Origin of the sequence: Kitasatospora sp. MAP12-44, assembly GCF_029892095.1 — a bacterium.
GTDB lineage: Bacteria > Actinomycetota > Actinomycetes > Streptomycetales > Streptomycetaceae > Kitasatospora.
This window is the reverse complement of record NZ_JARZAE010000004.1, coordinates 3,447,009-3,459,446: the sequence shown is the minus strand read 5'-3', so window position 1 is coordinate 3,459,446 and position 12,438 is coordinate 3,447,009. Positions and strand designations below refer to the sequence as shown.

At 67.5% G+C, this 12,438-nt stretch carries 17 protein-coding genes; all 17 read left to right on the top strand.

The annotated features are described in order from the left end of the window. Window positions 1–8: 8 nt before the first annotated feature. The 17 genes from rpsE (at window position 9) to rpsI (ending at window position 12,385) form a co-directional block, all read left to right on the top strand. Window positions 9–647 (top strand): 30S ribosomal protein S5, encoded by a 639-nt coding sequence (gene rpsE, locus P3T34_RS16060; protein ID WP_280666719.1) that lies wholly within the window; start codon window positions 9–11, stop codon window positions 645–647. Beyond that, entirely contained in the window at window positions 647–829 is a 183-nt protein-coding gene (gene rpmD / locus P3T34_RS16055; protein ID WP_030300409.1) for a 50S ribosomal protein L30, read from the top strand. Before rpsE ends, rpmD begins: the two co-directional genes overlap by 1 nt. A gap of 1 nt (window position 830) precedes the next feature. Continuing rightward, on the top strand, window positions 831–1,283 hold the full coding sequence (gene rplO, locus P3T34_RS16050) for a 50S ribosomal protein L15 (protein WP_280666718.1): 453 nt from the start codon (window positions 831–833) through the stop codon (window positions 1,281–1,283). Window positions 1,284–1,619: 336 nt separating this feature from the next. Beyond that, a complete protein-coding gene (secY, locus tag P3T34_RS16045; protein ID WP_280666717.1) occupies window positions 1,620–2,927 on the top strand; it encodes a preprotein translocase subunit SecY in 1,308 nt (435 codons plus the stop codon). After that, the gene (locus tag P3T34_RS16040) at window positions 2,927–3,586 is read left to right on the top strand and encodes an adenylate kinase (protein ID WP_280666716.1); all 660 of its coding nucleotides are present in this window, start codon (window positions 2,927–2,929) and stop codon (window positions 3,584–3,586) included. The genes secY and P3T34_RS16040 overlap by 1 nt, the downstream gene beginning before the upstream one ends. Window positions 3,587–3,738: 152 nt before the next feature. Beyond that, window positions 3,739–4,578: a type I methionyl aminopeptidase gene (gene map / locus P3T34_RS16035; RefSeq protein ID WP_280666715.1), complete on the top strand. Its 840-nt coding sequence runs from the start codon at window positions 3,739–3,741 to the stop codon at window positions 4,576–4,578. Window positions 4,579–4,650: 72 nt separating this feature from the next. Then, on the top strand, window positions 4,651–5,079 hold the full coding sequence (locus P3T34_RS16030) for an MscL family protein (RefSeq protein ID WP_280666714.1): 429 nt from the start codon (window positions 4,651–4,653) through the stop codon (window positions 5,077–5,079). A gap of 158 nt (window positions 5,080–5,237) precedes the next feature. After that, complete coding sequence (gene infA, locus P3T34_RS16025; RefSeq protein ID WP_003956442.1) at window positions 5,238–5,459, top strand: translation initiation factor IF-1; 222 nt, start codon at window positions 5,238–5,240, stop codon at window positions 5,457–5,459. Window positions 5,460–5,520: 61 nt separating this feature from the next. Beyond that, window positions 5,521–5,634 (top strand): 50S ribosomal protein L36, encoded by a 114-nt coding sequence (gene rpmJ, locus P3T34_RS16020; protein ID WP_003956441.1) that lies wholly within the window; start codon window positions 5,521–5,523, stop codon window positions 5,632–5,634. Window positions 5,635–5,826: 192 nt separating this feature from the next. Next, window positions 5,827–6,207, top strand: a complete 381-nt coding sequence (gene rpsM, locus P3T34_RS16015; RefSeq protein ID WP_280666713.1) for a 30S ribosomal protein S13 — start codon at window positions 5,827–5,829, stop codon at window positions 6,205–6,207. 73 nt (window positions 6,208–6,280) lie between these two features. After that, window positions 6,281–6,688 (top strand): 30S ribosomal protein S11, encoded by a 408-nt coding sequence (gene rpsK, locus P3T34_RS16010; RefSeq protein ID WP_030232513.1) that lies wholly within the window; start codon window positions 6,281–6,283, stop codon window positions 6,686–6,688. A gap of 165 nt (window positions 6,689–6,853) precedes the next feature. Continuing rightward, window positions 6,854–7,876, top strand: coding sequence for a DNA-directed RNA polymerase subunit alpha (locus P3T34_RS16005; protein WP_035800873.1), 1,023 nt, complete (start codon window positions 6,854–6,856; stop codon window positions 7,874–7,876). A 128-nt stretch (window positions 7,877–8,004) separates the two neighbouring features. After that, window positions 8,005–8,478, top strand: a complete 474-nt coding sequence (gene rplQ / locus P3T34_RS16000; RefSeq protein WP_280666712.1) for a 50S ribosomal protein L17 — start codon at window positions 8,005–8,007, stop codon at window positions 8,476–8,478. A 79-nt stretch (window positions 8,479–8,557) separates the two neighbouring features. Then, window positions 8,558–9,457 carry a tRNA pseudouridine(38-40) synthase TruA gene (truA, locus tag P3T34_RS15995; protein WP_280666711.1) on the top strand — a complete coding sequence of 300 codons (900 nt, stop codon included), beginning with the start codon at window positions 8,558–8,560 and terminating at the stop codon, window positions 9,455–9,457. Between the two features lie 42 nt (window positions 9,458–9,499). Next, window positions 9,500–11,164 carry an ATP-binding cassette domain-containing protein gene (locus P3T34_RS15990; RefSeq protein ID WP_280666710.1) on the top strand — a complete coding sequence of 555 codons (1,665 nt, stop codon included), beginning with the start codon at window positions 9,500–9,502 and terminating at the stop codon, window positions 11,162–11,164. Window positions 11,165–11,381: 217 nt separating this feature from the next. Beyond that, window positions 11,382–11,825, top strand: coding sequence for a 50S ribosomal protein L13 (gene rplM, locus P3T34_RS15985; RefSeq protein ID WP_280666709.1), 444 nt, complete (start codon window positions 11,382–11,384; stop codon window positions 11,823–11,825). A gap of 44 nt (window positions 11,826–11,869) precedes the next feature. Further along, window positions 11,870–12,385, top strand: coding sequence for a 30S ribosomal protein S9 (rpsI, locus tag P3T34_RS15980; RefSeq protein WP_280666708.1), 516 nt, complete (start codon window positions 11,870–11,872; stop codon window positions 12,383–12,385). The last annotated feature ends 53 nt before the right edge of the window (window positions 12,386–12,438 follow it).

The window sequence follows — 12,438 nt, the reverse complement described above, 5'->3', positions numbered from 1 at the left end:
TAATTCCAATGGCTGGACCCCAGCGCCGCGGTAGCGGCGCCGGCGGCGGCACCGGTGGCGAGCGGCGCGACCGTAAGCGTGACGACCGGGGCAACGCCCCCGCCGTCGAGAAGACCGCTTACGTTGAGCGCGTTGTCGCGATCAACCGTGTCGCCAAGGTTGTCAAGGGTGGTCGTCGTTTCAGCTTCACCGCGCTGGTCGTGGTGGGCGACGGTGACGGCACCGTAGGTGTCGGTTACGGGAAGGCGAAGGAGGTTCCGGCCGCCATCGCCAAGGGTGTTGAGGAGGCCAAGAAGAACTTCTTCAAGGTCCCCCGTATCCAGGGCACCATCCCGCACCCGATCCAGGGCGAGAAGGCCGCCGGCGTCGTGCTCCTGAAGCCGGCGTCCCCCGGTACCGGCGTTATCGCCGGTGGCCCGGTGCGTGCCGTCCTGGAGTGTGCCGGCGTCCACGACATCCTGTCGAAGTCGCTCGGCTCGGACAACGCGATCAACATCGTGCACGCCACCGTGGCTGCTCTGAAGGGCCTTGTTCGCCCCGAGGAGATCGCTGCCCGTCGTGGCCTGCCGCTGGAGGACGTGGCTCCGGCCGCCCTGCTGCGCGCTCGCGCGGCCGGCACCGCCGCTGCGGCAGGGGCGGGTGTCTGATGGCTCGCCTGAAGATCACTCAGACCAAGTCCTACATCGGTAGCAAGCAGAACCACCGCGAGACGCTGCGCTCGCTGGGTCTGAAGCGTATGCACGATGTGGTCGTCAAGGAGGACCGTCCCGAGATCCGCGGGATGGCCCAGACCGTGCGTCACCTCGTCACGGTCGAGGAGGTTGACTGACATGAGCGACTCTCCGCTCAAGATCCACAACCTGCGGCCCGCCCCGGGTGCCAAGACCGCCAAGACCCGTGTTGGTCGTGGTGAGGCATCCAAGGGTAAGACCGCTGGTCGTGGCACCAAGGGCACCAAGGCCCGTTACCAGGTTCCGCAGCGCTTCGAGGGTGGGCAGATGCCCCTCCACATGCGTCTGCCGAAGCTCAAGGGCTTCAAGAACCCCTTCAAGATCACCTTCCAGGTGGTCAACCTCGACAAGCTGGCCGAGCTCTACCCGCAGGGTGGAGAGGTCACCGTCGAGGGCCTGGTCGAGAAGGGCGCGGTTCGCAAGAACTCGCTCGTCAAGGTCCTGGGCACCGGCGAGGTCTCCGTCGCGCTGCAGGTTGCGGTTGACGCCGTTTCCGCTTCGGCCGCCACGAAGATCACCGCCGCCGGCGGCACCGTCACCGAGCTGATCTGACTTCAGGTCACGCGAGGCTGACACAGCTTCACGGGCTGAGCCCCGTCCCTCTTTCGAGAGGGGCGGGGCTCAGCCTTTTGTGTGTTCATCCGCACCCGATGACGGACCCGAATCCGCGCTGTTCCGGACGCATCCCCGGCCAAATGCGGGCATCCCGGCCCGGCCGGGCGAAGCGCATGGCGCACGAGCTTCATTCGGGTGGCCACACACTGTTAGAGTCCGTGGAGTTCCCTTGTAGGCTGCGACAGTCTGCCTTGTGGTAGCTGGACCAACCTCAACTCCCCCCATCAGGACCGACCCTCCCGCCGACGACGCGCGGGGGGCGCAGGAGGCACCGTGCTCAGTGCGTTCGCGCGGGCGTTCAAGACGCCCGACCTGCGCAAGAAGCTGCTGTTCACGCTGGGCATCATGGTGCTGTTCCGGATGGGTGCGCACGTTCCCGTTCCGGGCGTCAACTTTGTCGCCGTGAACACATGCGTGAAGCAGGCGAACAACGGTCTCTTCGGCCTTGTGAACCTGTTCAGCGGTGGAGCCCTGCTCCAGCTGACCATCTTCGCGCTCGGCATCATGCCCTACATCACCGCCAGCATCATCCTTCAGCTGCTGACCGTCGTGATCCCGCGACTGGAAGCGCTCAAGAAGGAGGGGCAGGCCGGTACCACCAAGATCACCCAGTACACCCGTTACCTGACCATCGCGCTGGCCATCCTCCAGGGCACCGGCATCGTGGCCACCGCGTCCAACGGCGCGCTGTTCTCCACCTGCCCGGTCGGCAACCAGGTCGTGCCGGACACCTCGGTGTTCCGGATCGCGGTCATGGTCATCACGATGACCGCCGGTACCACGATGATCATGTGGCTCGGTGAGCTGATCACCGACCGCGGCATCGGCAACGGCATGTCCATCCTGATCTTCACCTCGATCGCGTCCGGCTTCCCGGGCCAGCTCTGGGCGATCAAGAAGGCCGGCACGCTCGGTGGCGGCTGGATCGACTTCTTCGCCGTGCTCGGTGTGGGCATCGTCGTGGTGGTCCTGGTCATCTTCGTCGAGCAGGCCCAGCGCCGGATCCCGGTGCAGTACGCCAAGCGCATGATCGGACGTCGTGCCTTCGGTGGCACCTCGACCTACATCCCGCTGAAGGTGAACCAGGCCGGTGTCATCCCGGTCATCTTCGCCTCGTCGCTGCTGTACATCCCGGCTCTGGTGGCTCAGCTGACGAGCAGCAAGGCCGGCTGGGCGGTCTGGATCCAGAACAACTTCACCAAGGGTGACCACCCGATCTACATGGCGACGTACTTCGTCCTGATCGTGTTCTTCGCCTTCTTCTACGTCGCCATCTCCTTCAACCCCGAAGAAGTTGCCGACAATATGAAGAAGTATGGTGGCTTCATCCCGGGCATCCGGGCAGGCCGTCCCACGGCCGAGTACCTGAACTACGTGCTCACCCGCATCACGTGGCCGGGATCGCTCTACCTGGGCCTGATCGCGTTGATCCCGATGATCGGCCTCGTCGCCCTCAAGCAGAGCACAACCATTCCGTTTGGTGGCACCAGCATCCTCATCATCGTCGGCGTTGGACTCGAAACTGTGAAGCAGATCGAGAGCCAGCTCCAGCAGCGTAATTACGAAGGGTTCCTCCGCTGATGCGTATCGTCCTCGTCGGACCTCCCGGGGCCGGGAAGGGTACTCAGGCGCATGTTCTGGCCAAGACCCTGTCCATCCCGCACATCTCCACCGGCGACCTCTTCCGGGCCAACATCAGCCAGGGCACCCCGTTGGGGCTCGAGGCGAAGGGCTACATGGATGCGGGTCGGCTCGTACCGGACGAGGTGACCATCGGGATGGCCAAGGACCGGCTCGCCCAGGAGGACGCCGCCCACGGCTTCCTGCTGGACGGGTTCCCGCGCAATCTCGTCCAGGCCAAGGCGCTGGACGAGATCATGGCGGAGTCCGGCATCGCCCTGACCGGCGTGCTGGACCTGGAGGTCCCCGAGGACGAGGTGGTCAAGCGGATCGCCGGCCGCCGGCTCTGCCGCAACGAGGGCAGCCACGTGTTCCACGTGGACTACAACGCCCCGGCCGTCGAGGGTGTCTGCGACGAGTGCGGTGGCGAGCTCTACCAGCGCTCGGACGACACCGAGGACGCGGTGCGTACCCGGCTCGAGGTCTACCACACCGAGACCGAGCCGATCATCGCGTACTACCAGGAGCAGAAGCTGGTGACCACGATCCCGGCGCTCGGCAAGGTCGACGAGGTCACCCAGCGCGCGGTTGCCGCGCTGGAGCAGCGCAAGCAGGCCTAGTAGCGCCTGCACAGCCTTCCCCGCGTGCCCACGGCCGCGGTGCCCCGCTCGGGGCACCGCGGCCGTGTGGCGTCGTGCGGCGTCGTACGGTTGAGTCAGCGAACGGCCGCCCGGCAAGGACCGCGCGGTACACAGACGAAAGGCGTGGCCAGATGGTGGAGATCAAGACCTCCGAGCAGATCGCGAAGATGCGGGTGGCCGGCCTGGTCGTCGCCGAGGCCCTCAAGGCCTGCCGCGCGGCGGTGGCCCCCGGGGTGAGCACGCAGGACCTGGACGACATCGCGTCCAAGGTGATCGCCGAGCACGGTGCCACCTCCAACTTCCGCGCCGACCACGGCGGCCTGTGGTTTCCCGGAGTGATCTGCGCCTCGGTCAACAACGAGGTGGTGCACGGGATCCCCGGCAGCCGGGTGCTGGTCGAGGGTGACGTGATCTCCATCGACTGCGGCGCGATCGTGGACGGCTGGCACGGCGACGCCGCCATCACCGTCGCGGTCGGCGAGGTCAGCCCCGAGGTGGAGATGCTCAGCCAGGTCACCGAGGGCTCGATGTGGGCGGGTATCGCCCAGATGAAGAAGAGCAACCGGCTGGTCGACGTCTCCAAGGCGATCGAGGGCTTCATCCGCCGTCAGCCGCTGCCGCCCAAGGGCAAGTGGGGGATCACCGAGGGCTACGGCGGCCACGGCATCGGCACCGCGATGCACATGGAGCCGCACGTGCTGAACTACGTCGAGCGCGGTCGGGGCAAGGGCCCGAAGCTGGTCCCCGGCATGGTTCTGGCGATCGAGCCGATGGTGTCGCTCGGTACTCCGCACACCACCGTGCTGGAGGACGACTGGACGGTCGTCACCAACGACGGGACCTGGGCCGCGCACTGGGAGCACTCGGTGGCCGTGACCGAGCAGGGCCCGCTGGTGCTGACCGCCTTCGACGGCGGCAAGGCTCAGCTGGCGGCCCTCGGCGTGACCGCCGCCCCGGATCCGCTGGGGTAATTCGGCCCCTCGGGCAGCCGGTATCGTCTCTGGTTCGAACAGCAGACATCACCGGACATTCAGGGGAGAACAGTGCTCAAGGGCTTCCGCGAGTTCATGATGCGCGGCAACGTGGTCGACATGGGCGTCGGCATCGTCATCGGCTCGGCCTTCACGGCGGTCGTCGGCGGTTTCGTCAAGGCGTTCCTCACCCCGCTGGTGGGGGTGGTGGTCGGCGCGGCCGGTGACTTCGGCTCGGAGAGTTCAAGGATCGGCGGCGTGCTCTTCCCGTGGGGTCAGTTCCTGAACGTGCTGATCACCTTCGTGATGACCGCCGCGGTGCTGTACTTCTGCGTGGTGCTGCCGGTCGCCAAGGCCAGCGCGCGCTACCTGCCGAAGAAGCCGGCCGGGCCGGCGAAGCGTCCGTGCCCCGAGTGCCTCACCGAGATACCCGAGGCCGCGACCCGCTGCGCCGCCTGCACCGCCCCGGTGCACCCGGTCGGCGTCGGCACCCACTACTGAGCTCGGTTTGGGTTCCACGTACCGGTAACGTACGATGGACTGTCGGCTCACTCGTAGCGTGCTTTCGCACGCCCTCTTCCTTCGGGACGGGGTGAACCCAGGTTCGCACGAGCGTGCCGCATACGGTAGCCGGTCCCGGAAGGTGGATCTCGCAGTTCATGGCAAAGAAGCAAGGCGCCATTGAGATCGAGGGCACCGTGATCGAGTCTCTCCCGAACGCCATGTTCAAGGTTGAGCTGCAGAACGGTCACAAGGTCCTCGCGCACATCAGCGGCAAGATGCGGATGCACTACATCCGTATCCTCCCGGACGACCGGGTCGTTGTGGAGCTCAGCCCCTACGACCTGACGCGCGGTCGGATCGTCTACCGCTACAAGTAAGGGATGGCTTTTCGCCTTGCGGCGAGGGGCCTGTCAGATCTAGACCCGGAGAACCTGAACCATGAAGGTCAAGCCGAGCGTCAAGAAGATCTGCGACAAGTGCAAGGTGATCCGCCGTCACGGCCGGGTCATGGTGATCTGCGACAACCTGCGCCACAAGCAGCGCCAGGGCTGATCGTCCCCTCGCATTTCTCGTACGTCTTTGCGTGAACACAGTTTCGCGCGACGCACACCAAACGTCATACACGGGCTGCCCGATCCGTCCCCGCGACGGACTGCCACCCCCGGTCAGAGGCCGGGGCTCCCTCAGCGAGAGCTGTAGGAGTAGGTAGCTCGTTAGACCTCTGAAAAACCACAGGAGCCATGAATGGCACGCCTCGCCGGCGTTGATCTCCCCCGCGAAAAGCGGATCGAGATCGCCCTCACGTACGTCTACGGCATCGGCCGTACCCGCGCCCAGCAGTCGCTGGCCGAGACTGGCGTGAGCCCCGACATCCGCGTCCGCGACATCAGCGAGGAAGACCTCGTCAAGCTCGCGCAGTGGATCGACGCCAACTACACGGTTGAGGGTGACCTCCGCCGCGAGGTGGCCGCCGACATCCGCCGCAAGGTCGAGATCGGCTGCTACGAGGGTCTGCGTCACCGCCGCGGCCTGCCCGTCCGCGGTCAGCGCACCCACACCAACGCGCGTACCCGCAAGGGCCCGCGTCGCGCGATTGCCGGCAAGAAGAAGCCGGGCAAGAAGTAGTCCGCCCGTTAACCGGACATCCCTCCGGCCCGCGGGTTAGCGGACCGACCACCTCAGTAGGAGAAACAGACTTATGCCCCCCAAGGGTCGTCAGGCTGCCGGCGCGAAGAAGATCCGCCGCAAGGAAAAGAAGAACGTCGCCCACGGGCACGCTCACATCAAGAGCACGTTCAACAACACGATCGTCTCGATCACCGACCCCGCGGGCAACGTGATCTCCTGGGCCTCTGCCGGCCACGTCGGCTTCAAGGGCTCGCGCAAGTCCACCCCGTTCGCCGCGCAGATGGCCGCTGAGGCCGCTGCCCGTCGCGCGCAGGAGCACGGCATGCGCAAGGTCGACGTCTTCGTGAAGGGTCCGGGCTCCGGCCGCGAGACCGCGATCCGTTCGCTCCAGGCCACCGGCCTGGAGGTCGGCTCGATCCAGGACGTCACCCCCACCCCGCACAACGGCTGCCGTCCGCCGAAGCGTCGCCGCGTCTGACCTGAGGTCGCGGTCCGGCTTCGGCCGAATCGGTCCTTCGTGTCTGACGCACAGCGTCGCTTAGCTCTACCCCTTGCGTCGGCCTCCCGCTTCGTGCGGGAGGCCGTACGCTTGGTCTTGTTCGACGTCAAATAGTGGGCGTCGAAAACAACTGGAGGATCCAAAATGCTGATCGCTCAGCGCCCTTCGCTGACCGAAGAGGTCGTCGACGAGTACCGCTCGCGCTTCGTTATCGAGCCGCTTGAGCCGGGCTTCGGCTACACCCTCGGCAACTCCCTGCGCCGCACGCTCCTCTCCTCGATCCCGGGTGCCGCTGTCACCAGCATCCGCGTCGACGGTGTCCTGCACGAGTTCACCACCGTGCCGGGCGTCAAGGAGGACGTCACCGACCTCATCCTCAACATCAAGCAGCTGGTCGTCTCCTCGGAGCACGACGAGCCGGTCGTGATGTACCTGCGCAAGCAGGGCCCGGGTGTGGTCACCGCCGCCGACATCGCGCCCCCGGCCGGTGTCGAGGTGCACAACCCCGAGCTGGTTCTCGCCACGCTCAACGGCAAGGGCAAGCTGGAGATGGAGCTGACCGTCGAGCGCGGTCGCGGCTACGTCTCCGCCGTCCAGAACAAGGCCTCCGGCCAGGAGATCGGCCGCATCCCGGTCGACTCGATCTACAGCCCCGTGCTGAAGGTCACCTACAAGGTCGAGGCCACCCGTGTCGAGCAGCGGACCGACTTCGACAAGCTGATCGTCGACGTCGAGACCAAGCCCGCCATGCGCCCGCGCGACGCCATGGCGTCGGCCGGTAAGACCCTGGTGGAGCTGTTCGGTCTCGCCCGCGAGCTGAACATCGACGCCGAGGGCATCGACATGGGCCCGTCCCCGACGGACGCCGCCCTGGCCGCCGACCTGGCGCTGCCGATCGAGGAGCTCGAGCTCACCGTTCGGTCGTACAACTGCCTCAAGCGCGAGGGCATCCACACCGTGGGTGAGCTCGTCGCCCGATCCGAGGCCGACCTGCTCGACATCCGCAACTTTGGTGCGAAGTCGATCGACGAGGTCAAGGCGAAGCTGGCCGGCATGGGCCTGGCCCTCAAGGACAGCCCGCCCGGATTCGACCCGACCGCCGCCGCCGACGCCTTCGGCGCCGACGACCTGGACGACGCGGGTTACGCGGAGACCGAGCAGTACTGATCTTGGATGGGGGGCGGCCCTCGGGTCGCCCCCCGTTCGATGCAAGAAAGCAAGTCGTCCGGGCAACAGTGCGCGGACGCCCGTTCCGGTACCTGATACGGCCGGATTCGGAGATTTAAGGAGCTACCATGCCCCGTCCCGCGAAGGGTGCCCGCCTCGGCGGCGGCCCGCACCACGAGCCGCTGCTGCTCGCCGGCCTCTGCCGGGAGCTGTTCCAGTACGGCCGCATCACCACGACCGAGGCCAAGGCCCGTCGGATGCGCCCGCTGGCCGAGCGTCTCATCACCAAGGCGAAGGTCGGTGACATCCACAACCGTCGTATCGTCCGCAAGACGATCACCGACGTCTCCGTGCTGCACACCCTCTTCACCGAGATCGCGCCGCGCTACGAGAACCGCCCGGGTGGCTACACCCGTATCACCAAGATCGGTCCCCGTCGTGGCGACAACGCCCCGATGGCCGTGATCGAGCTGGTCGAGGCGCTGACCGTCGCGCAGACCGCCGTCGGCGAGGCCGAGGGTGCCACCAAGCGTGCCGCCAAGGACGCCGAGGTTGCCGCTGCAGTCGAGGCTCCCGCTGAGGACGCAGTCGAGACCGCCTGAACACCCTGAGGTGTTGTACGGGCCCGTTCTCCCAGTGATGGGGGAGCGGGCCCGTTCCTTTCTACCGGGAGTAGTGGCAGTGCTGAAGGATTGTGAGCAGCCGGAGCGGCAGGACGGTCCCGCCGAGGGGACCGTGCGGATCCGGCTGGACCTGGCCTACCAGGGGGCGGAGTTCTCCGGGTGGGCGCGTCAGCCCGGGCGGCGCACGGTGCAGGGGGAGATCGAGAGCGCGCTGCAGATCGTGACGCGCTCCGCCGAGCCGTATGACCTCACGGTGGCCGGCCGCACCGACGCCGGGGTGCACGCGCGCGGTCAGGTGGCGCATGTGGACCTGCCGGTGGAGCTGTGGGCCGAGCACGGCGACAAGTTGCTGCGCCGGCTGGCCGGTCGGCTGCCGGGGGACGTCCGGATCTACCGGCTCTCCGAGGCCCCGGCCGGCTTCGACGCCCGCTTCGCCGCGATCTGGCGCCGCTACGCCTACCGGGTCGCCGACCACCAGGGCGGGGTGGACCCGCTGCTGCGCGGCCATGTGCTGTGGCACGACCGGCCGTTGGACATCGACCTGATGAACGAGGCGGCCCGACTGCTGCTCGGCGAGCACGACTTCGCCGCGTACTGCAAGAAGCGCGAGGGCGCCACCACCATCCGCACGCTGCTCGACCTGCACTGGGAGCGGGTCCCGGCGGATGGCCACACCGCGGGCGTGGCGGGGGAGTTGGCGGTCGCCACGGTCCGTGCGGACGCCTTCTGCCACAACATGGTGCGGGCGCTGGTCGGCTCGATGCTGCTGGTCGGCGACGGTCACCGGCCGGTGGAGTTCCCCGGCCAGGTGCTGGCGGGCCGGGTGCGCAACAGCGCGGTCAATGTGGTCCGGCCGTACGGGCTGACGCTGGAGGAGGTCGGCTACCCGGCCGACGACCAGCTCGCCGCCCGCAACCGGGAGGCCCGCCGGATGCGTACGCTGCCTGGCCAGGTCTAATCCGTTTGGGCCAGGAGCCCTCGGCGAGGCAAAATCGCCCCCATGGGACACGTCGAGATTTCGCACCTTGAGTACTACCTGCCGGACGGGCGGGTGCTGTTCGACGACGCGTCCTTCCGGGTCGGCGAGGGCTCCGCGGTCGCTCTGGTGGGCGCCAACGGAGCCGGCAAGACCACCCTGCTGCGCATGATCGCGGGCGACACCCAGCCGCACGGCGGCACGGTGACGGTCAGCGGCGGCCTCGGGGTGATGCGCCAGTTCGTCGGCACCACCGGCCGTGAGGACCAGCGCGAGACGCCGGGCGCGCTGGCTCCCGACGCCTCGGTCCGGGACCTGCTGGTCTCGGTCGCGCCGCAGCGGATCGCGGTGGCCGCCCGCGCGGTGGACGCCGCCGAGCTGGCGATGATGGCGCAGGACGACGAGAAGAGCCAGATGGCCTACGCCCAGGCGCTCGCGGACTGGGCCGACGCCGGCGGCTACGAGTACGAGACCGACTGGGACGTCTGCACGATGGCGGCCCTCGGGATCCCCTTCGACCGGGCCCAGTTCCGCGGCCTGAACACGCTCTCCGGCGGCGAGCAGAAGCGCCTGGTGCTGGAGGCGCTGCTGCGCGGCCCCGAGGAGGTGCTGCTGCTGGACGAGCCGGACAACTACCTGGACGTCCCCGGCAAGCGCTGGCTGGAGGGGGCGATCAAGGCCAGCTCCAAGACCATCCTGTTCATCTCGCACGACCGCGAGCTGCTCTCCTGCTCCGCCGACAAGATCATCAGCGTCGAGTCCGGCTTCGGTGGCGGCGGTAGCAGCGTCTGGGTGCACGGCGGCGGTTTCGACTCCTTCCACGAGGCCCGCAAGGAGCGCTTCGCGCGCTTCGAGGAGCTCGGCCGCCGCTGGGACGAGGAGCACGCCAAGCTGAAGAAGCTGGTGGTCACGCTGCGCCAGGCGGCCTCGGTCAGCCACGCGCTGGCCACCCGCTACGCCGCCGCGCAGACCCGGCTGAAGAAGTTCGAGGACGCCGGCCGTCCCGAGGAGCCGCCGCGCGAGCAGAACATCACCATGCGCCTCAAGGGCGGCCGCACCGGCGTGCGGGCGGTGACCCTGGAGAAGCTCGGGCTCACCGGCCTGATGCAGCCCTTCGACCTGGAGGTCTACTACGGCGAGCGGGTGGCCGTGCTGGGCTCCAACGGCTCCGGCAAGTCGCACTTCCTGCGGATGCTGGCCGGCGACGACACGGTGGCCCACACCGGGACGTGGAAGCTCGGTGCACGCGTCGTCCCCGGCCACTTCCGGCAGACCCATGCTCACCCCGAACTGTTCGGCCGCAGCGTGCGCTCGATCGTCGAGGAGGAGCACGCGCTGGCCCGTGGGGCCGCGATGGGCGCGCTGCGCCGCTATGAGCTGGACCGCCAGGAGGAGCAGCGCTTCGAGTCGCTCTCAGGTGGCCAGCAGGCCAGGCTGATGATCCTCAAAATGGAGCTCTCCGGCGTCACCGCGCTGCTGCTGGACGAGCCCACCGACAACCTGGACCTGGACAGCGCCGAGGCCCTCCAGGAGGGCCTGGAGGCCTTCGACGGCACCGTGCTGTGCGTCACCCACGACCGCTGGTTCGCCAAGAGCTTCGACCGCTTCCTGGTCTTCGGCTCGGACGGCCGGGTCTACGAGTCGCCCGAGCCGGTCTGGGACGAGACCCGGGTGGTCAGGGACCGGTGACCCGGGCGGTGATTTGGACCTGCGCCGGGTGGCCGGTAAGGTAGGCCCTTGTTGTGCGTATTGGCTCGCTCCATCTCACGTGAGAGGTCGGTACGCCGGAGATACCAGGCCGATGACCAGCGGCTCCCCCTTGAATTGCGTCCAAGCGGGTCCGGGCTGATCCCTCGTCCAGGTGCTCCTGTCAGGACTCACTCACTGAAAAGCGAAGGCTACGACCGTGCGTACGTACAGCCCCAAGCCCGGCGACGTCCAGCGTCAGTGGCACGTCATCGACGCGCAAGACGTTGTGCTCGGCCGCCTGGCCTCCCAGGCCGCCAACCTCCTCCGGGGCAAGCACAAGGCGATCTACGCGCCGCACGTTGACACTGGTGACTTCGTCATCATCATCAACGCGGACAAGGTGCACCTGTCTGGGAACAAGAAGACCCAGAAGCTGGCCTACCGCCACAGCGGTTTCCCGGGCGGTCTCCGCTCGGTGCGCTACGACGACCTCCTGGACAAGAACCCGGAGAAGGCCGTCGAGAAGGCCATCAAGGGCATGATCCCCAAGAACACCCTGGGCCGCCAGATGCTCTCGAAGCTGAAGGTCTACTCGGGCGACCAGCACCCGCACGCTGCGCAGCAGCCGGTGCCGTTCGAGATCACCCAGGTCGCGCAGTAATTCCGGCCACCAAGCCCCCCATCACTGAAAAGCTGAGGAACACCGTGGCCGAGACTGCCGCTGAGACCACCCTCGAGGTCGACTTCAACGACGAGGTGGAGCTCACTGAGTACACCTCCGAGGACGAGACCTCGTACTCCACCGAGTCGCTTGCCGGCCGCTTCGCCGAGGCCATCCCGGCCGCCGGCCTGGGCCGCCGCAAGGAGGCGATCGCCCGCGTGCGCATCGTCCCCGGCACCGGCAAGTGGAAGATCAACGGTCGCACCCTGGAGAACTACTTCCCCAACAAGGTGCACCAGCAGACCGTGAACGAGCCCTTCAAGCTCCTTGAGCTGGACGGCCGTTACGACATCATCGCCCGTATCTCGGGTGGCGGCGTCTCCGGTCAGGCCTACGCGCTGCGCCTCGGCGTGGCCCGTGCGCTGAACGAGGTCGACGTGGACAACAACCGTCCCGCCCTCAAGAAGGCCGGCTTCCTGATGCGTGACGCCCGTGCCGTCGAGCGCAAGAAGGCCGGTCTCAAGAAGGCCCGCAAGGCCCCGCAGTACAGCAAGCGCTAGTCACGCCGCGGGGATGCGTACCAGGACAGGTGCGCACCCCGCAGGTGGGACAG